The sequence below is a fragment of the Pandoraea communis genome, assembly GCF_902459745.1.
Classification (GTDB): Bacteria; Pseudomonadota; Gammaproteobacteria; order Burkholderiales; family Burkholderiaceae; genus Pandoraea; species Pandoraea communis.
Genome location: NZ_CABPSJ010000003.1, coordinates 576,387 through 595,144, shown reverse-complemented (window position 1 = coordinate 595,144; position 18,758 = coordinate 576,387). Strand labels below are relative to the sequence as shown.

Below are 18,758 nucleotides of genomic sequence, written 5' to 3'. Positions count from 1 at the left end.
CTCTTCGCGCTGGCATCCGCGGCCAACACCCAACAAATGTCGCCAACTACAGAAATGCCACGCATCCAGCCGGCTGGAAACGCCGCTCCCGACAAGGAGCAACGCATTGCGTGTACGTATTTTTACCACGAAAGCACGCCTGTTCTGACGACGGAATATCGGGCAAAAGGCCCGTCAATCTCCGCTTGGGTCGACGGACGAAGCACCCGCGGCCCCTCGCCGCACCATCATGGATTGACGAATCGTGCCGGCCCGAAGCGGCAGCCGAATGGCCCAGAACCAGGGAAGTGTGTGACGACATGCTTGCGCCAGCCCCGGCAGGTAACGTATTTCAGGACATGTCAGCCAATCGGCCAACCGCTCCGCTAACGATTCCGCCGAACCCGCTTCGCTCGACAAGCACATGCGCAACGCGATCGCCTGAGGCAGATGACGCCATGCCGGGTCACCGTTCATTGTTTCGTTAAGCAGCGCCAGCGCGTAGTAGCGATACAGGCGAGGCGCATCTGCGGAAGTCGTCGTCCCCCGGAGCGCACTCGACTCGTCTTTGGCTGTCGACCAAGGCCGCTGCCATTGCGGCTGGGTCGCCAGCCAGCTCAGTCCGGCCACGAGAGAAATCAGCCGGACCCGGCGCGTCATCAATGAGCTCAGGGGTGTCTGCTCAACAGGCATCACGAGCGGGACATCGCGGAAAATGTCCTCGATATCGGCATGTCCGGCGGGCCGCAATTGCACATGACCGGGCGCGCGAGCCGAACTCACCAGTGCGTTCAGCCGGTCTGTCGCACTCAACAAGGCACGTGCCGCATCCTCGGGAGTACCGATGTCGGTACCGGCAGTAGTAGCGTCGGTATGCGTGGTGTCCCACGTTCCATGACATGCGGCATTGGCACGGTGCGCGCCTTCCTTCCCACACCAACGTCCGATCAGCCTGACGAAGCCATCCAGACGACGTTCTACCGGCCAGAGTCCGGCGAGAAATCCGAACTCTCGCAGCAGTCCCGGGAGCTGTGCCATGGTGCCGGGCAGATAATCCTCGGGCGACTCGGCATCGCACACCACCACTCGCGTGCCAAGCCAATGCCAACCCGGCAGCGTATCGCGAACGAAAGGCGCGTCACTTTCCTTCGGATCACCACCGTTATGCGAGCCAAGAAGTCTGGCCAGCAGATGCACCGGTAGTCGCGCCGCGACGTTGCCGTCCGCCCGAATCAACACGGCAAAACTCGCGTCGGACGCATTGATCCCGTCCGCAGAGAGGGCGATGGGCACCTGTGCCGGCAACGCATCGAACCATGCTTCACGCAACGCCTGAGTGCCCACCGGGCCGACACCACCCGCGCCCTCACCCGCCCAGTAGAGCGTCTGACACATTGCCCCGGCGAGTGACCAGGGCGCCTTCTGTGAGGCAGGCCCACAGCCTCCGTGCAGCGCCCGCATCAGCGACGGTGTGACCCATTCCGCTCGTCCACGCCATAGCGGGACGTCGGTCAAATCCTGAAGCGTTTGGTTCAACCATTGAGCACGCAGTTCGGAGAGTCCGTCATGCTCGCCAATGCCCCCCGTCTCGCCCAATGCAGCCAGCAAGCATCCGAGCCAGTCGCTGCGCCGCACATGTTCCGGCAGCCGATGCAAAGGCGGCGCCGCTTCGTGCCCCATGTTGAGCATGCCCGGCTTGCGGCCCAACGCGACCAGCAGTTGCATGAAGACATTCGCGCGCGCCGTCGGCTGATCGGGCGGAAGTGTCATCCACGACTGCACGACGTTATCCAGTTCCGGCGGTGTCAAGCTGCGCAGCCATGTCACGTCGAGACGAATTCGGGCGTCCTGCCACCGCGTACCGGCCAGATTGCAATCGGGCCCGATACGCAGACGTTTCAGACTCGCGCCGCAAAACCGGGCATTACGCAGATCGCAAGACGCAAAGAACGCGTCGTTGAGCTTCGCCCCGCGAGCGTCCCATTCGGTGAGCGTGCACTGGCGGAATTCGGCCCCGCGAAGATCGGCACCCAACGCCTGCGCTTTGCGCATCGCCATCGACATCCATTGCGAACGCTTTGCCTTAACCCCAACCAGTTTCATGCCGTGCGCGCTGCCACCGACGAAGCGGGCACCGTGCAATGTGGCTTGTTGGAAAGAAGCCTCGTCGAGACGCGCCTTCGTGAATGTCACTCCTGCACATTTGGCTTCACTCATGTCGGCACCACACATGACGGTGTGCAAGATCACGGCGCCACGAAGATCGGCGTTCACAAGCCTCGCATCGCTCAGATCCGCCGCCCGAAAATTCCCACCACGCAGATTTGCGCCTTCGAAATCCGCACCGATCTGCTTCGAGCAGGCGAACCCCGACTTGGGTAACGATGCCCCGCCCCACCAAGCACCATTGAAATGCCCGCCGCAAAACTGCGCGCCCGGCGCCATCACGCCGCGCAAATCGGCATTGGGCATCCACAGATCGGGAAGTCTGGCATTGCGCAGATTCGACAGTGTCAATGCAGTATTCAACACAGAGATCGGCCATTCGCGCATGGGCAGGCGCTCACATGCCAGCACGTCGTCCGAGGCCTCGTCGGCCGACGGCAGCCAATGCCATAGCGCAGCCGTTGGCGTCTGACAATGCTGCGTGCCGCACCATTTCACCAGATCGCGCGCCACCGCTGCGGCACGCTCGCCATCGAGCAGGTGCGAAAAGCGAGTGACCCATGCCTGTTTGAGCGCGCCCTTGTCAAACGGCAACGCCCCCGACGAGGCATCCGCCGTTGCCCCAAGCGTCTCAATGCTTGCGTATCGTCCCAGCGCGTCCGGCGAGGACGGGAGAATGTTCACCAGCCACGCGACTTGCTGCGCGATCGCACGCCGCTCATCTTCGTCGGCTCGCAGAATCGCACGGCGCAGCGCCTCGGGCGGTGCCGCACTGAGCGCTGCGATATCGGAAGACGATAATGAGCCGCGACTGACGGCACTGCCCTCGACATCGCGGACTGCCGCCGAGGTTTGTTCCCCGCCGGATATCTGGTTCTGAACCGACAACATGCGTCGCTCCTTGGCACACGCTTATGCGTATGCGCGAAAAAGCCACCATGTTGCCGAAGGAATTCAGTGTCGCGCGCTGAGGAATTTCCGATTTAGTGCGCGACCCCGTCGGGGGATGCCGTTGTCTCAGGCGAGACAGAGCGTCAGCGCGTCACGCCAGTCGGGCGCCCGAACGCCGAAGGTGCGTGCGAGCTTGTCGTTGTCGAGGATTGAGTAAGCGGGACGTTTGGCCGGCAGCGGATAGGCAGAAGTCGGAATCGCCACAACGTTAGGCCGCTTTTCCGGCGCGCTCAGATCGAGAATCGCTTCGGTGAATCCGTGCCAGGTCGTCTGCCCCGCGGCCGTCAAGTGATACAGACCGCCGTGCTCGCGCCAGAAATCCGCGTCGACACCGCGCTCGCCGAATCCCTGCACCAGAACCTGCGACGTCAGTTCGGCGATCGTCCGGCACCACGTTGGCGCACCATGTTGGTCAGCCACGATCCGTAACTCGTCGCGCTCACGGGCAAGGCGCTGGACGGTGAGCAGGAAATTCGCACCGCGCGCCCCATACACCCAGCTCGTGCGCAGCACCAGATGATTCGCGCCGCTCGCCGCAACGGCCGTTTCACCGGCAAGCTTGGTGCGGCCGTAGGCGTTCTGCGGATTGGTGGGTTCGTCCTCGCGATACGGCGTCGAGGACGTCCCGTCAAAAACGTAGTCGGTGGAGTAATGCACGACAAGTGCACCAAGACGCTTGGCCTCTTCGGCCATGATGCCCGGCACGACGGCGTTGACTTGATACGCCGCTGCCTCGTCCGTCTCGGCGCGGTCGACCGCCGTGTAGGCCGCCGGATTGACAATCAAGTCAGGCGCGAAGTCACGTAACGTACGCACCACGCTGTCGGTGTCGAGCAGGTCCATCTCGTTGCGCCCAGGGGCGTGCACGTCGCCCAAGCCTTGCAGGCTACGTGCCAGCTCCCAGCCCACCTGCCCGGTGGCACCGGTCAACAGGATGCGTCTTGCCATGGTCCGACTCCCTTGTCGTTATCCGTGAATCGGGGAGCCTAACCCGATTGGCTTCAGGTTTCCAGCCCCAACTCCTGAATCTTGCGCGTAATGGTGTTTCGGCCGATGCCGAGACGGCTCGCCGCTTCGACCTTGCGCCCGCGAGTGAAATCGAGTGCCTCGTTGATCAGGGCGGTCTCGAAACGGCGCGTCAGTTGATCCATCACGTCGGGCGATGCCGAACGAAGCAAACGGGCCACCTCACGGCGCAAGATCGGCTCCCAGCTCTCGGCCCCCGTCACGTCTGCCGACGCGCCACCAACGCCGGCCGCCGCAGGCACACCATTGACGCTCGAAGCCACACCGGAGGCCGCAGGCCCGGCGCCCACGCCACCGTACCCGGTTGCGGCACCCGCGGGTACCGACGCCGCCACAGCGGTGGTCGACGCGGCAGCATATGCCGGCACCCCCGCCGACGTGCCCGCGCCGGTCATCGATGTCGGCGTCAGTGTCTGAAACTCCGGTGGCAGATCCTTGATCTCGACCGTCTGCGCCGGGGCCATGACAGTCAGCCAGTTGCTCAGATTTTCCAGTTGACGCACGTTGCCGGGGAACGGGAAGCGCGTCAGATGCGCCAATGCCGCTTCGCTGATGCGCTTCGTCTCCACCCCCAGGTCACGCGCGCTCTTCTGCAGGAAGTGACGTATCAGCAGCGGAATATCCTCGTTACGCTCGCGCAACGACGGCAAACGCAGGCGAATCACGTTCAGGCGGTGATACAGATCTTCCCGGAAGAGTCCCTGACGCACGCGATCTTCCAGATTCTGGTGCGTGGCCGCGATCACACGAACGTTCGCCTTGATCGGGCTATGCCCGCCGACACGGTAATAATTGCCGTCCGAGAGCACGCGCAACAGACGCGTTTGCAAATCCAGCGGCATATCGCCGATTTCATCGAGAAACAGCGTGCCGCTTTCGGCCTGCTCGAAGCGTCCGCGCCGCGTGGCTTGCGCGCCGGTGAAAGCCCCGCGCTCGTGGCCAAACAATTCCGATTCCAGCAAATCCTTCGGAATCGCCGCCGTATTGAGGGCAATGAACGGCCCCGACGCGCGCGGCGAATGCCGGTGCAGCGCACGCGCGACCAGTTCCTTGCCCGAACCGGATTCGCCTGTGATGAGCACCGTCGCGCTCGAATGCGATAGACGTCCGATGGCGCGAAACACGTCCTGCATCGCACTGGCCTGCCCGAGGATTTCGGGCTCTTCCGTGATGCGCTCGTCGTCCGTCGCTTCGCGCAAGCTCTCTTCGACCGCGCGCAGAATCAGTTCGACGGCCCGATCCACGTCGAACGGCTTGGCCAGATACTCGAACGCGCCGCCCTGAAAGGCCGCAACCGCACTGTCGAGATCCGAGAACGCGGTCATGATGATGACCGGCAGTCCGGGATGCCGTTGCTTGGCCATTTGCAGCAGTTCGAGCCCGGAGCCGCCCGCCATGCGGATGTCCGAGACCAGCACCTGTGGCGAGTCGTGTTCGAGCGCCGCACTGGCTTCGCGCGGGCCGGTAAAACTGCGCACCGGCAGGTTGGCGCGCGAGAGCGCCTTTTCCAGGACCCATCGAATCGATTGATCGTCGTCTACTATCCAGATCGGCTTCATTGTTCACCGTATAACGTCTATGCCCGGCCGCAGGTGCTACGGCCAACGGCGTGAGGGCAATATCAGCCCAGGGGCAGCAGGATTCGGAAATCCGTTCGTCCGGGCCGGCTTTCGCATTCGATCAGACCATCGTGGCGCTGCACGAACGATTGCGCCAGCGTCAGTCCCAGACCACTTCCCCCCTCTCGCCCGGAAACGAGCGGATAGAAGATGCGATCACGAATGTCGGCGGGAATGCCGGGCCCGTTGTCGATCACATGCAATTCCAATGCCAGCTTGTGCAATCGCTTGGCGATCGTGATCTTTCGCGCCACGCGCGTGCGCAATTCGATACGTGCGTCGCCTCGGGCGATTTGCTCGCGTAACGCTTCGGCACCATTGCGCACGATGTTGAGCAGCGCCTGAATGAGTTGCTCCTTGTCGCCGCGAAAATCCGGCAGGCTCACGTCGTAGTCGCGCTCGATCGACAAGCCCTGCGGAAACTCGGCAAGCACCACGGAACGCACACGCTCACACACTTCGTGGATGTTCACGTCCGTGGCGATATAGGGGTGACGATGCGGCTCGAGCAGGCGGTCGACCAGCGTTTGAAGTCTGTCGGACTCCTTGATGATGACCTGCGTGTACTCGCGCAACTCTCGCTGATCCAGCTCGAACTCCAGCAACTGCGCCGCGCCACGAATCCCGCCCAGCGGGTTCTTGATCTCGTGCGCCAGATTGCGGATGAGCTGCTTGTTCATCAACGCCTGGTCGATGATGCGTTCTTCTCGCTCGTTCTTGATCTTCTGCTCGTTCTCGATCAGCTCGACGATCACGAAGTCAGGCGCCGACTCGGGCGCAGCCACGATCACGTGCGTATGCAACGGTTCCTGCGCGGTGCGTTCAAGCACCAGATCGAGGCGTGTCGCCTGAAAGTGGTTGGCGATCAGGTCGGCCATCGTCGAGGTCAGCACCTCGCCGTTTGCGAAAACGTCGTTCCACGTCATCTGCGACAGCGAACGGCGCGAGAGCGCAAGCAGCGCCTCTGCGGCCGGGTTGGCGAACACGACGCGCATCGTGTGCTTCTCGAGCACCAGCAATACGGTCGGCAACGCTTCGAGACCGGGCAGGATACCGGTCGCCGCGAGCTTCGCCTCCCAGGGCTCAATACTCGTGTGCAGCGCCGACATGTGACCGGACAACCCGGTGGCGTCAGCCGTCACTTCGGTGGCACGGGTGTCTTCATCGGCAGCGGCAGGCGAAGCACGCTTCGTCTGCCCTTTCGCACCAGCACGGACACTTTTCATCAAGGATCGAGGCGATAGGTTCATGGATGGCTACGAGGTGAATACGCGCTGCGGATAAAAAAGGGGGACGGCCGCGGCCATCCCCCTTGCTTGTCGAGCATGACGGTCGGCCGCTGGCGTTCCGTCATGCCGGCGCATTCCCTGCGCAGCGATTCGATTACAGCGAGTAATACAGTTCGAACTCGAGCGGGTGCGTGGTCATTGCCACACGACGTGCTTCTTCCGTCTTGAGCGCGATGTACGAATCGAGCATGCCGTCCGTGAACACGCCACCACGGGTCAGGAACTCGCGGTCTTCGTTCAGGTATTCCAGCGCCTGTTCGAGGCTCGAGCACACGGTCGGGATCTTTGCATCCTCTTCCGGCGGCAGGTCGTACAGGTTCTTGTCGGCAGCTTCGCCCGGGTGGATCTTGTTCTGCACGCCATCCAGACCGGCCATGAGCATGGCCGAGAAGGCCAGGTACGGGTTGGCCATCGGGTCCGGGAAGCGCGCTTCGATGCGGCGGCCCTTCGGGTTGGCAACGTACGGAATACGGATCGAGGCCGAACGGTTACGCGCCGAGTAGGCCAGCTTTACCGGGGCTTCAAAGTGCGGCACGAGACGCTTGTACGAGTTCGTCGACGGGTTCGTAATGGCGTTCAGCGCGCGAGCATGCTTGATGATGCCGCCGATGTAGTACAGCGCGAATTCCGACAGACCGCCGTAGCCGTTACCGGCAAACAGGTTCTGACCATCCTTCCAGACCGACTGGTGGATGTGCATGCCCGAACCGTTGTCGCCCACGATCGGCTTCGGCATGAACGTGGCCGTCTTGCCGTAGCTGTGTGCCACGTTGTGCACGACGTACTTCAGGATCTGCGTCCAGTCGGCGCGCTGAACCAGCGTCGAGAACTTGGTGCCGATTTCGTTCTGGCCCTGACCGGCGACTTCGTGGTGGTGCACTTCAACCGGCACGCCCAGTTGTTCGAGCAACAGACACATTTCCGAGCGCATGTCCTGGAACGTGTCGACCGGTGCGACCGGGAAGTAGCCGCCCTTCGTGCCCGGACGATGGCCCGTGTTGCCACCTTCGAAGTCCTTCGACGACGACCACGGGGCTTCTTCCGAACTCACGCGGACGAACGTGCCCGACATGTCCGTGCTCCACTGGACCGAGTCGAAAATGAAGAATTCCGGCTCCGGACCGAAGAAGGCCGTGTCGCCCAGGCCCGTGCTCTTCAGGTAGGCTTCAGCGCGCTTGGCGATGGAACGCGGATCGCGGTCGTAACCCTTGCCATCGGCCGGCTCGATCACGTCGCAGGTCAGCACCAGCGTGCTTTCTTCATAGAACGGGTCGATATAGGCAGTGTTGGGGTCCGGCACCAGCAGCATGTCCGAGGCTTCGATGCCCTTCCAGCCGGCGATCGACGAACCGTCGAAAGCGTGACCGCTCTCGAACTTGTCGGCGTCGAAGTGCGACACCGGCACCGAGACGTGTTGCTCTTTGCCGCGCGTATCGGTAAAGCGGAAGTCGACGAACTTGACGTCTTCTTCCTTGACCAGGTTAATCACATCTGCCACAGATTTGCTCATGCTATCTCCCGAAAGATTCAATCTGGCGCTGCTGGCGCTTATCGCCCGCGTCGCCGCACCCTCTTAACGAACTCCGTGTTCGGATTCGCCTGAGTAAAGCAGGAAGCGTGCCAAGATCTGGCCAACTCGCCTTACCCCACCCTCTCCCTCTGATTTCTAAGGAAATAATCGATTCTGGTGCGTCCAGCCCCGAATTCCCGCTCACGGACTTAAATTCTCCATTTCGGTGCAAGCCACATCAAAATAGACCCATAGTGGTGCATTTATCGATTATGCACCTTTAAGGTGCCATCGGACGAATGTCGCGAACCGGAATTGTGCATCGCAATGCACCGTCCTAATGCACCGCCAAATATCGCGCGTTTAACGCGTATGCGCCGAACATCCTACGCCGCGCCGATTTCCAATGTCGCCAAAAGCGCATCTCGCGCGAAGTGCACGCTAGAATGAAGGACAACCATCGACTAGCGAGATCACAGCAATATGACAAGCGCCAAAGCCATTCTCGATCAAGCCACCCAACGCCGCGCCAGCGGCCAGCTCGCTTATGCGGGCGCCGTGACCCCGGAAGAAGCGTTGGCGCTGCTCAACGCCGATGCAAACGTTCGTCTGATCGACGTGCGCACACGCGCCGAACTCGATTGGGTCGGCCGCCCGCAAGTGCCCGACGGTCAGTACGCCAACGTCGAATGGGTGCGTTACCCCGGCGGGGTGCCCAATGAGCACTTCCTCGAACAACTCGCCTCGCAAACACCTGACAAGAACACGCCGCTGCTGTTCCTGTGCCGTAGCGCCGCCCGCTCTAAAGCGGCGGCCAAAGTTGCCTTCGAAGCAGGTTACACCCAGTCGTTCGACATTCTCGAAGGCTTCGAAGGTGATAAGGATAGCGAAGGCCATCGCAAGCATGTGAGCGGCTGGTGCTTCCGCGGCCTTCCCTGGCTCGGCGCATGAGCCGCCTTTTCAGATCACGCTGATCGTCATCAACGCGAGGAGACGCCGAGATGGAATGGACACATTTGCTGACTTTCGCCCTCGCGCTGTTCGTTGGCGCGGGCACACCAGGCCCGGGCATTGCAGCGATCGTCGCGCGCGTCCTCGGACGCGGCATGCAGGGCGCGATCGCGTTCTCGGCAGGCGTGGCGATCGGAGACGTCGTCTGGCTCACCCTGGCAGTGCTCGGCGTAGCCGCGCTGGCGCATACGTTCTCGGGTGTCTTCCTCGCGATCAAATATGCGGGCGCCGCTTACCTCCTCTATCTCGCATGGAAGATGTGGCACGCCCCGGCCATCGCCCCCACAGAGCCGATGGCCACTGCACCACGTGAGAAATCGTGGCGGCTCTTTCTGGGAGGCCTGTCCGTCACGATGGGCAACCCGAAGGTCGTGGTGTTCTACTTCGCCCTGCTGCCCAACCTGCTTGATCTCCAGAAGGTGACGGCGCTCGGCTATATCGAAGTCGTGGGTGTCACGCTGACCGTGCTCGCGATTGTGTTCGGCAGCTACATCGTGCTCGCCGCCCGCGCCCGTCGGCTGCTCAGTTCGGCTCACGCCGTGCGACGCCTGAATCGCGCGACCGGCACGGTCATGGCCGGCGCCGCAGTCGCCATCGCTACACGCTGAACGCCGACGCCGACGCCGACGCCGACGCCACCGGCAGCATCGCAAACGCCACCTCACGGGTGGCGTTTTTTCTGGGAGAGCGCATTGTTGCGAATCCCGTAAGTATCTATTCGCTTGATTGCCGTTTTTCCGCAATAGCCAGACGCTTAGACTTTCTTCAACGGTTGCACACAACGCTCACCTTAGCGATGCGTATCCAGAAGGTACTCAATTCGCATGGGTGGCACAAACGTTCTCTCCCCCGACACGGGTCGGCGCTCGCCACTGATAGTTGCGTGGTGCGTCGGCCCACATTGCCCCTCGTCGTGTTGCCGTACCCCGGCAGCATGACGTGACGCACACAGGCGGGACGGCATCGCCTGCCTGTGTTGCGTCACCTCGTATTGTCCCGCCGACAGGCGCGCGCCCACGCCATACCGGGCAGCAAACCGTCATACCCCTGCGGACCAGTTCACTTCCCCTCTGGCCGGGCGGGCACCGACGGTTTCCCTCGGGCGCATCTCCTGTCGCCATGCGTACCCCGTTATCGCATGGGACCTTCGCCCGTTCCCCGCCTAGGGAGCGGGCTTTTTTTCCTGTGCCGCGCAAGCTGCGTGCTACCATGCAGCCGTTTCAATTTGCATAGACAGGATCATCCGGTGAGTCAGATCGAATTCGATATCGAATGGACCGAGCGCGCGGCGAAGAAGGCCGAAAAGCTCGTCCCCAAAGGCACCCCTCTGGCGTTGCCGCCGATCGAATGCATGCCGGCCGAAGGCGACGTGCTGTTCCTCGGTCAGGGCGACAAGAAGCAACCGTTTATCGTGGTGGAGCGTCAGTACCATCACGAAGGCGAAGACGCATGGACGATCGTCCTGATTCTCGATCTGCCCGAATAACGTTGATGTCCATACGCGGCGTTCGAGTCGACTGAATCGGACAGATCGCAGAGCAACAACGCACGGCGCGGCCACTGGGGAAATCCCGGTTGTCGCGCCGCTTTGCTTGGAAAGGGCAGCTTTCTATACTGGAATCGCGTCTTAACTCATGCGATAACGGCGGAGAGATCGATCATGATCATGCCCCACCTTTCCAACGCCCAACTCATCAGCATGTTTGCGATCGCAGTCTTCGGCGCGATCGTCGTGGGCGCGATGCCCTGCAAGGGCACCATTCGAATGTGCTGGCGCTCGCTGCTCGTGGTCGTCGGCGCCGTGCTCGCGGTACTGGCGTTCGAGCTGGTTCCGCTTCTCGCCTGAGACCTTTTTTGCGGATTTTCACCATTTAGGGTTGACCCCCTGCGGAAGAATCGATATTATCTCGGTCTCGTTGGGGCGTTAGCTCAGTTGGTAGAGCAGCGGACTCTTAATCCGTAGGTCGAGTGTTCGAGTCACTCACGCCCCACCAAACGAATTCTGAAAAAAGGCTGCTTTGCCGTGCAGCCTTTTTTATTCCCGGTTGCATCGGGGCGTTAGCTCAGTTGGTAGAGCAGCGGACTCTTAATCCGTAGGTCGAGTGTTCGAGTCACTCACGCCCCACCAAGTACGACAGGAAAGGCTGCATCGCCTGCGGTCTTTTTTGCTCCCGGTAGCACAGGGGCGTTAGCTCAGTTGGTAGAGCAGCGGACTCTTAATCCGTAGGTCGAGTGTTCGAGTCACTCACGCCCCACCAGATGCTCACAAGGGCCGCACATCGTGCGGCCCTTGTCGTTTCTATCGTCGATTCCGCTGCCCGCCCTTGGGCCTGTCGTCCTATTCCTACAGTCGATTCAGTCGCGGCCGATAGTGCACGCAACGCGGGCCATCTAAGCTGGACTCATGTCGCTGCGCCGCGCGCAACGCGCACATGCCACAGGAGATTCATCATGAAAACGGCGAAGTCGATTTTCGTTGTCATCACCGCGCTCGCCATAGGCTCGTCGATCTTCGGTTGCACGCTCGGCGGCGCAGTCGCAGGGGGTGTCATCGGTCACGAGGCCACCGGCGGCAGCACCGCCGGTACCATCGGCGGTGCCGTCGTCGGTGGTGTCGTCGGTCACGAACTGGGTAAGTAACCCCCCCCGCAGATCATCGCTTGCCGTCACCGCCCCACGACATAGAGCGGGGTGTTGACGGCGTAGCCGTACATGATCAGCACGCCACCCACGATCGCGTCTCCCGCCGCCCTCGCCTGCGCCGCGCTCGCATACCGTTTCGCTTGCGCCGTGCACATCGCGTAATGCCGCCCGCCGCCCTTGAGGGTGCCGTCGTGACGACCGACGAACGCCGCCTGACGCACGCTCCACAAGAAATAGCCCTCGCATTTCGCCATCTCCGGCGGGCGCCTGACCGTCACATCCTCCTTCTGCGATTCCTCCCCCGCCCGGTGTAGCCGCCACTGACGCTTGATCGCCGCATCGGACCAACGCCCCATGCCAATGTCTTTTGCTTTGCCTTTTGCCATTGCTCCCTCCTTGGATTTACCTGCGGCACTGCGCTCGCGGGCACTCCGATAATGGTGAACAATAACGAGGTGAATGGGGGATGGGGAGTGTCCGATATGCGATGCCACACCCTGTGACGACGCTTTCCAAGGCATAGACACTCACAGATCGTCATCCAAAGGACACCAGACTGCGGCCCTGCTATCGCGCATAGGGACGCAACGCGCGTTATTTCCTGCGGAACATAGCGCTGCGGCCACGCAACGATGCCGCAATGCACACTGCGCGAGCCATCCTCATTGTCTACACTGAAAGTCTCGTTCTCATCGCATTGCGGATTCGTGTGTCGCCACGGCATCCGCATGGCCGGGATATGGCGACCGTCACCTTTGCACCCGCAATCCAGCGCCACGTCAGCGTGGACGCCCAGTCCGTCGATGGACCGACCGTCCGCGACGTGCTCGCCCAATGCGTCGCTCACACACCCGAGCTACGTGGCTATCTGTTCAACGACCAGGGGCGCTTGCGGGCGCACGTCGCCGTCTTCGTCGATGGATGGCTGATTCGCGACCGTCGCTCGCTGAGCGACCCGCTCGAGGACGCCAGCCGCGTGTACGTGGCGCAAGCGCTCTCGGGGGGATGAACCGGCGGGCGCCCGACAAGACCCGCCCGCATCAAGGAGGAAAACCGTGGAACATGTCACCGGAGCCACGCTGCTGGTTGCCACCCGCAAGGGATTATTCACGTGGCAACGTGAGGGCACTGCCTGGCGATTAATGTCGAACACTCCCGACTTTCCCGGCGAGCCGGTGAGCATGGTGTTGCACGACGCGCGCGACGGCACGGATTACGCTGCGCTCAATCTCGGACATTTCGGCGTGAAACTCTGGGGCCGCACTCGCGACGCGAACGAATGGACCGAACTCACCCCGCCCGCCTTCGCCCCGCAAACGCAGCAGTCCGAATCATCTGCCAGCGACGTGCAGGCCCCCTCGGTGGAGTTGATCTGGTCGCTCGAAGCGGCCGGCCCGGACGCGCCCGGCGTCCTGTGGGCCGGCACGATTCCCGGCGGCCTGTTTCGCTCCGGCGACCATGGGCAGCACTGGGAACTGGTGCAAAGCTTGTGGGATCGCCCTGAGCGCGCCGAGTGGATGGGGGGCGGTTACGACCATGCAGGCATTCATTCGATCTGCATCGATCCGCACAACAGCCGGCAGGTGATGGTGGCCGTGTCGACCGGCGGTGTCTGGCGCACGCGCGACGACGGACACACCTGGGCATTGGCAGCCAGCGGCATGGAAGCCGATTACATGCCGCCCGAACGACGCCTCGATCCGAATGCGCAGGACGTTCACCGCCTCGTGCAATGCCACGACGCACCAAACGCCTTGTGGGCACAGCATCACAACGGGATCTTCCGCACCCTTGATTACGGCGCGTCCTGGCGACGGATTCAGGCGGCGCCGTCGAGTTTCGGTTTTGCCGTTGCGGTCGATCCGCACGACCCCGACGTGGCGTGGTTCGTGCCGGCACAGCGCGATGCGTGCCGCATTCCGGTCGACGCCCGGCTCGTCGTCACTCGCACGCGCGATGGCGGCGAGTCGTTCACCGCGCTCTCGCACGGGCTGCCGGAGACACCGTCCTACGACCTCATCTATCGCCACGGGCTGGATATCGACGCCACCGGCCGCACGCTTGCCATGGGCTCGACGACCGGTGCGCTATGGATCAGCAACAACGCCGGCGAACAATGGGAGTGCGTCTCGGCGCACCTGCCTCCGATCTATGCGGTGCGCTTTATCTAACCTTCCTGTCGGAATTCGCCGCACTGCCTATCCCGTCGTCTACCCCGCCTGTGTGTAGGAATACCTTCAGTTATCGTATTTTTCGTCGTATACGAAGGTAGACGGACAGGCTTCATAGAATCCCCCGTCACGCGTCGCCGGACATCTCGCACGTGTCGTTCTCGGCGCGTGAGCCAACGTCGCGTCACGCTTCACCCGCCGTATCGAAGCGCTCTGCGGCAAACCGGCGACCACTCCTCGAAACGCCATGCGCCACACGTCATCCGTGTTGCCCCGGCATCAAATCCCTAAAAGGAGTCATACCTATGCGAATCGCCGACCTGAAGATCCGAACCCGGCTGTCCATCGGCTTCGGTACGTTGCTAATCCTGTTGTTGAGCATGCTGATCATCACGCTGATGCGTTTCGTCGCCATCGAACGTGCCAACGAAGAACTGCTCACCCGCGCGTGGGCCAAAGCCGATGCGGCGCACCGCATTGACGCCATGGTGCGCGGCAATGCCCGCCGCCTGATGGAAGCCATCGTCACCACGGACGCCACCCAACGCAGCGCGCTCAATGAGCGCATCGACGCCAACCTCGCCCGCATCGCCAAGGCGCAGGAAGTGCTCGACAAGTACGTGACGTCGGGTAAAGGCAAGCAGTTGCTCGACGGCGTGCGGCAACACAACGATGCCTTTCTGAAGGCACGCGGCGGCGTGATCTCGGCGTTGAGCGCCGACCAACGCGACACCGCGCTGCGCATCGCACAGCAGGACGCCCTGCCCGCACTCGACGCCATGCAGGCCGAGGCCGTCGAACTGGTCACGCTCCAGCAAAAGATCGTCGACGAAACCAGTGCCGCCACGAGCGCCGACATCGTCTTCGCCAAATGGCTGCTCACCACCCTTGGCGCTGCGGCGGCCGTCGCAGGCATCGTCGCCGCCTGGTCGGTCACACGCAGCATCACGCGTCCGCTCGCGCGCGCTGTCGAAGTGGCCGAACGCGTGGCGCAGGGCGATCTCTCGAGCCGCATCGACGTGACGAGTCGCGACGAAACCGGCCAACTGATGGCAGCGCTCAAACACATGAATGAAAGCCTCGACCAGATCGTGCGGCGTGTGCGTAGCGGCACGGCGGCCATCGCATCGGCTTCGGGGCAATTGCTCTCAGGCAATACCGATCTGTCGGCACGCACCGAAGAGCAAGCGGCGTCGCTCGAAGAAACCGCTTCGTCGATGGAACAACTAACGGCGACCGTGCGCCAGAATGCCGACAACGCCCGCCAGGCAAGGCAACTGGCGTCGAACGCATCGGACATCGCAGGCGAAGGCGGACGCGTCGTCGAACGCGCCGTCGCATCGATGCAGGAAATTGCCACCAGCTCGACAAAGATCAACGACATCATCGGGGTGATCGACGGCATCGCCTTCCAGACGAACATTCTTGCGCTGAACGCCGCCGTCGAGGCCGCGCGGGCCGGCGAACAAGGACGCGGTTTCGCCGTCGTCGCCGGCGAGGTTCGCACGCTCGCCCAGCGCAGCGCAGCCGCAGCGAAGGAGATCAAGACCCTCATCGAGACCTCCGTCGGCAAGGTGGAAGACGGTTCGGCACAAGTGCGCGATGCCGGTCGCACGATGACGGAAATCGTGCAAGCCGTGCAGCGCGTGACCGACATCATGGGTGAGATCTCTGCGGCATCGAGCGAGCAGTCGGGCGGCATCGAGCAAGTCAACACGGCCGTCATGCAGATGGATCAGGTCACGCAGCAGAATGCTGCACTCGTCGAAGAGGCCACGGCTGCCGCCGGGTCGCTGGAGGACCAGGCGCGTCAACTGCGCGAAGCCGTCGCCGTGTTCCGGCTCTCGGAGGGAGACGCCTACACGTCCAGTCAAGATGGCGACACGGACGTCGCCGCCAATGGTTCGCGCGGGGCCGTACTCGCGTTCGCCCGTCAGCGCCAGGTTGCCTGACGAGTGACAGCGTGACGGTGTGATGCCCGCTGTGCGGGCAACCCCGCCGAGGCACGGCGAATTGCATGGGGTTGCGAAGGGGGTGCGCACGGTTGAGAAGGCTTGTGACATGGGGCCGCAGCCCCTCGCAAATCCCCATGCTTGCTGGCCTTTCGCGCGATATCGCCGCCTGCGCGGCATTGCAACATTGGAGTATGATGGCTGCTGTTATGCTTTCTCCCCACCGTCCGGAAAAGAGGTGTACCGTGGCCCGAAAGACCCCCATCGAGCGCTACCGCAACATCGGCATCAGCGCTCACATCGACGCTGGCAAAACAACGACGACCGAACGCATCCTGTTCTACACGGGCGTCAACCACAAGCTGGGCGAAGTCCACGAAGGCGCTGCCACGATGGACTGGATGGAGCAGGAACAAGAACGCGGCATTACGATCACGTCCGCCGCGACAACCTGCTTCTGGCGCGGCATGGCCGGCAACTACCCCGAACATCGCATCAACATCATCGACACGCCGGGCCACGTCGACTTCACCATTGAAGTCGAGCGGTCGATGCGCGTGCTCGATGGCGCGTGCATGGTCTACGACTCGGTCGGCGGTGTGCAGCCGCAATCCGAGACGGTCTGGCGTCAGGCCAACAAATACAAGGTGCCGCGCATCGCGTTCGTCAACAAGATGGACCGCGTGGGCGCCGACTTCTTCCGTGTCTACAAGCAGATTCACGAACGTCTGCGCGGCAATGCCGTGCCGATCCAGATTCCCATCGGCGCCGAGGACAATTTCCAGGGCGTGGTCGATCTCGTGAAGATGAAAGGCATCGTCTGGGACGAAGAGTCGAAGGGCGTGAAGTTCGAGTATGTCGACATTCCCGCCAACCTCAAGGACACGGCGCAGGAATGGCACGAGAAGATGATCGAAGCCGCCGCCGAGGCCGATGAGGCGCTGCTCGAGAAGTATCTCGGCGGCGAAACGCTGACCGAGGCGGAAATCCAGGCGGGATTGCGCAAGCGCACTGTCGCGGGCGAGATCGTGCCGATGCTGTGTGGCACCGCCTTCAAGAACAAGGGCGTGCAGGCCATGCTCGACGCCGTGATCGATTACCTGCCCTCGCCCGTCGACGTGCCCGCCATTGCCGGTCACGATGAGGACGACAAGGAAATCGAGCGCCATCCGTCGGATGACGAGCCGTTCGCCGCCCTCGCGTTCAAGATCATGACCGACCCGTTCGTCGGCCAGTTGATCTTCTTCCGCGTGTACTCGGGCGTGATCGAGTCGGGTGGCACGGTGCTCAACCCGCTCAAGGGCAAGAAAGAGCGACTGGGCCGCATTCTGCAGATGCACGCGAACACGCGCCAGGAAATCAAGGAAGTGCGCGCGGGTGACATCGCCGCCGCCGTCGGCCTGAAGGAAGCGACGACCGGCGACACGCTGTGCGACCCGAACAACGTCATCATTCTGGAGAAGATGGAATTTCCGGAGCCGGTGATTTCGCAGGCCGTCGAACCGAAGACCAAGGGCGATCAGGAAAAGATGGGCCTCGCGCTCAATCGTCTGGCGCAGGAAGATCCGTCGTTCCGCGTGCAAACCGATGAAGAATCGGGGCAGACGATCATCTCCGGTATGGGCGAGCTGCACCTCGAAATTCTGGTCGACCGCATGCGCCGGGAGTTCGGCGTGGAAGCGACCGTCGGCAAGCCGCAAGTCGCTTATCGCGAAACGGTGCGCAAGAAAGTCGAAGACGTGCAGGGCAAATTCGTCAAGCAATCGGGCGGCCGCGGCCAGTACGGCGACGTCGTCATCTCGCTCGAACCGGACAAGGAAAAGCCGTACGAATTCGTCGATGCGATCAAGGGTGGCGTGGTGCCGCGCGAGTACATCCCGGCCGTGGACAAGGGCATTCGCGAGACGCTCAACAGCGGCGTGGTGGCCGGCTATCCGGTCGTCAACGTGAAGGTCACGCTCACATTCGGTTCGTACCACGACGTGGACTCGAACGAGAACGCGTTCCGTATGGCAGGTTCGATGGCCTTCAAGGAGGCCATGCGCAAAGCCGATCCGGTGCTGCTCGAGCCGATGATGGCCGTGGAGGTCGAAACGCCCGAAGAGTTCATGGGCAACGTGATGGGCGACCTCTCAGGGCGTCGCGGCATCATGCAGGGCATGGACGACATCGTGGGCGGCGGCAAGATCGTGCGCGCCGAAGTGCCACTCTCGGAAATGTTCGGCTACTCGACATCGTTGCGCTCGCTCACACAGGGGCGCGCCACCTATACGATGGAATTCAAGCACTACGCCGAGGCGCCGAAGAACGTGGCCGACGCCATCATTTCGTCCAAGAAGTAACGCAGCAGACGTCGGGTGCGGTGAGCAGAACAGACTGCACACCGCGCTGACGATCAACGCCCGCAACTGGCACGCTCTCGTCTCGCGACAGGATCGTTC

15 protein-coding genes and 3 tRNA genes are annotated in these 18,758 nt (G+C 62.4%); 12 read left to right on the top strand and 6 right to left on the bottom strand.

Annotated features, from left to right (window positions below; translation table 11 throughout):
• Nucleotides 1-174 precede the first annotated feature (174 nt).
• From PCO31110_RS13535 to glnA, 5 genes are all read right to left on the bottom strand, one after another.
• The gene (locus PCO31110_RS13535) at nt 175-3,036 is read right to left on the bottom strand and encodes a pentapeptide repeat-containing protein (protein WP_150690629.1); all 2,862 of its coding nucleotides are present in this window, start codon (nt 3,034-3,036) and stop codon (nt 175-177) included.
• Nucleotides 3,037-3,162: 126 nt separating this feature from the next.
• Nucleotides 3,163-4,044: a dTDP-4-dehydrorhamnose reductase gene (gene rfbD, locus PCO31110_RS13530; protein ID WP_010804606.1), complete on the bottom strand. Its 882-nt coding sequence runs from the start codon at nt 4,042-4,044 to the stop codon at nt 3,163-3,165.
• Nucleotides 4,045-4,097: 53 nt separating this feature from the next.
• Nucleotides 4,098-5,681: a nitrogen regulation protein NR(I) gene (gene ntrC / locus PCO31110_RS13525; protein ID WP_150690628.1), complete on the bottom strand. Its 1,584-nt coding sequence runs from the start codon at nt 5,679-5,681 to the stop codon at nt 4,098-4,100.
• A 62-nt stretch (nt 5,682-5,743) separates the two neighbouring features.
• A complete protein-coding gene (gene glnL / locus PCO31110_RS13520; RefSeq protein ID WP_036661067.1) occupies nt 5,744-6,850 on the bottom strand; it encodes a nitrogen regulation protein NR(II) in 1,107 nt (368 codons plus the stop codon).
• A gap of 274 nt (nt 6,851-7,124) precedes the next feature.
• The gene (gene glnA / locus PCO31110_RS13515; protein ID WP_010804603.1) at nt 7,125-8,540 is read right to left on the bottom strand and encodes a type I glutamate--ammonia ligase; all 1,416 of its coding nucleotides are present in this window, start codon (nt 8,538-8,540) and stop codon (nt 7,125-7,127) included.
• 483 nt (nt 8,541-9,023) lie between these two features.
• On the opposite strand from glnA, the gene PCO31110_RS13510 reads away from it, so the two are divergent.
• The 8 genes from PCO31110_RS13510 to PCO31110_RS13475 all read left to right on the top strand — a co-directional run bounded on the left by PCO31110_RS13510 (nt 9,024) and on the right by PCO31110_RS13475 (nt 12,191).
• On the top strand, nt 9,024-9,491 hold the full coding sequence (locus PCO31110_RS13510; protein WP_150586747.1) for a rhodanese-like domain-containing protein: 468 nt from the start codon (nt 9,024-9,026) through the stop codon (nt 9,489-9,491).
• Nucleotides 9,492-9,541: 50 nt separating this feature from the next.
• Nucleotides 9,542-10,159, top strand: coding sequence for a LysE family translocator (locus PCO31110_RS13505; protein ID WP_010804601.1), 618 nt, complete (start codon nt 9,542-9,544; stop codon nt 10,157-10,159).
• A 638-nt stretch (nt 10,160-10,797) separates the two neighbouring features.
• A complete protein-coding gene (locus PCO31110_RS13500; protein WP_010804600.1) occupies nt 10,798-11,037 on the top strand; it encodes a hypothetical protein in 240 nt (79 codons plus the stop codon).
• A 174-nt stretch (nt 11,038-11,211) separates the two neighbouring features.
• Nucleotides 11,212-11,397 carry a hypothetical protein gene (locus PCO31110_RS13495; RefSeq protein ID WP_010804599.1) on the top strand — a complete coding sequence of 62 codons (186 nt, stop codon included), beginning with the start codon at nt 11,212-11,214 and terminating at the stop codon, nt 11,395-11,397.
• Between the two features lie 72 nt (nt 11,398-11,469).
• Nucleotides 11,470-11,545: transfer RNA gene (locus PCO31110_RS13490), tRNA-Lys, on the top strand.
• 58 nt (nt 11,546-11,603) lie between these two features.
• A tRNA-Lys gene (locus tag PCO31110_RS13485) sits at nt 11,604-11,679 on the top strand.
• Nucleotides 11,680-11,733: 54 nt separating this feature from the next.
• Nucleotides 11,734-11,809: transfer RNA gene (locus PCO31110_RS13480), tRNA-Lys, on the top strand.
• Nucleotides 11,810-12,002: 193 nt separating this feature from the next.
• Nucleotides 12,003-12,191, top strand: coding sequence for a glycine zipper 2TM domain-containing protein (locus PCO31110_RS13475; RefSeq protein ID WP_010807193.1), 189 nt, complete (start codon nt 12,003-12,005; stop codon nt 12,189-12,191).
• 26 nt (nt 12,192-12,217) lie between these two features.
• On the opposite strand, the gene PCO31110_RS13470 is transcribed toward PCO31110_RS13475, so the two are convergent.
• Nucleotides 12,218-12,580, bottom strand: coding sequence for a hypothetical protein (locus tag PCO31110_RS13470; RefSeq protein ID WP_010807194.1), 363 nt, complete (start codon nt 12,578-12,580; stop codon nt 12,218-12,220).
• Nucleotides 12,581-12,933: 353 nt separating this feature from the next.
• Here PCO31110_RS13470 and PCO31110_RS13465 point away from each other — a divergent pair, with 353 nt between their 5' ends.
• From PCO31110_RS13465 to fusA, 4 genes are all read left to right on the top strand, one after another.
• Complete coding sequence (locus tag PCO31110_RS13465; protein ID WP_036661068.1) at nt 12,934-13,203, top strand: MoaD/ThiS family protein; 270 nt, start codon at nt 12,934-12,936, stop codon at nt 13,201-13,203.
• Between the two features lie 46 nt (nt 13,204-13,249).
• Complete coding sequence (locus PCO31110_RS13460) at nt 13,250-14,365, top strand: VPS10 domain-containing protein (protein WP_174979543.1); 1,116 nt, start codon at nt 13,250-13,252, stop codon at nt 14,363-14,365.
• A 305-nt stretch (nt 14,366-14,670) separates the two neighbouring features.
• Nucleotides 14,671-16,317, top strand: coding sequence for a methyl-accepting chemotaxis protein (locus PCO31110_RS26165; RefSeq protein WP_150690627.1), 1,647 nt, complete (start codon nt 14,671-14,673; stop codon nt 16,315-16,317).
• 245 nt (nt 16,318-16,562) lie between these two features.
• Nucleotides 16,563-18,659: an elongation factor G gene (gene fusA / locus PCO31110_RS13450; protein ID WP_010807198.1), complete on the top strand. Its 2,097-nt coding sequence runs from the start codon at nt 16,563-16,565 to the stop codon at nt 18,657-18,659.
• Nucleotides 18,660-18,758: the final 99 nt, after the last annotated feature.

Coding starts and splice junctions, on each gene's coding strand:
- PCO31110_RS13535 (WP_150690629.1), bottom strand. CDS start 3,036: ATGTTGTCGGTTCAGAACCAGATATCCGGCGGGGAACAAACCTCGGCG.
- rfbD (WP_010804606.1), bottom strand. CDS start 4,044: ATGGCAAGACGCATCCTGTTGACCGGTGCCACCGGGCAGGTGGGCTGG.
- ntrC (WP_150690628.1), bottom strand. CDS start 5,681: ATGAAGCCGATCTGGATAGTAGACGACGATCAATCGATTCGATGGGTC.
- glnL (WP_036661067.1), bottom strand. CDS start 6,850: ATGTCGGCGCTGCACACGAGTATTGAGCCCTGGGAGGCGAAGCTCGCG.
- glnA (WP_010804603.1), bottom strand. CDS start 8,540: ATGAGCAAATCTGTGGCAGATGTGATTAACCTGGTCAAGGAAGAAGAC.
- PCO31110_RS13510 (WP_150586747.1), top strand. CDS start 9,024: ATGACAAGCGCCAAAGCCATTCTCGATCAAGCCACCCAACGCCGCGCC.
- PCO31110_RS13505 (WP_010804601.1), top strand. CDS start 9,542: ATGGAATGGACACATTTGCTGACTTTCGCCCTCGCGCTGTTCGTTGGC.
- PCO31110_RS13495 (WP_010804599.1), top strand. CDS start 11,212: ATGATCATGCCCCACCTTTCCAACGCCCAACTCATCAGCATGTTTGCG.
- PCO31110_RS13475 (WP_010807193.1), top strand. CDS start 12,003: ATGAAAACGGCGAAGTCGATTTTCGTTGTCATCACCGCGCTCGCCATA.
- PCO31110_RS13470 (WP_010807194.1), bottom strand. CDS start 12,580: ATGGCAAAAGGCAAAGCAAAAGACATTGGCATGGGGCGTTGGTCCGAT.
- PCO31110_RS13465 (WP_036661068.1), top strand. CDS start 12,934: ATGGCGACCGTCACCTTTGCACCCGCAATCCAGCGCCACGTCAGCGTG.
- PCO31110_RS26165 (WP_150690627.1), top strand. CDS start 14,671: ATGCGAATCGCCGACCTGAAGATCCGAACCCGGCTGTCCATCGGCTTC.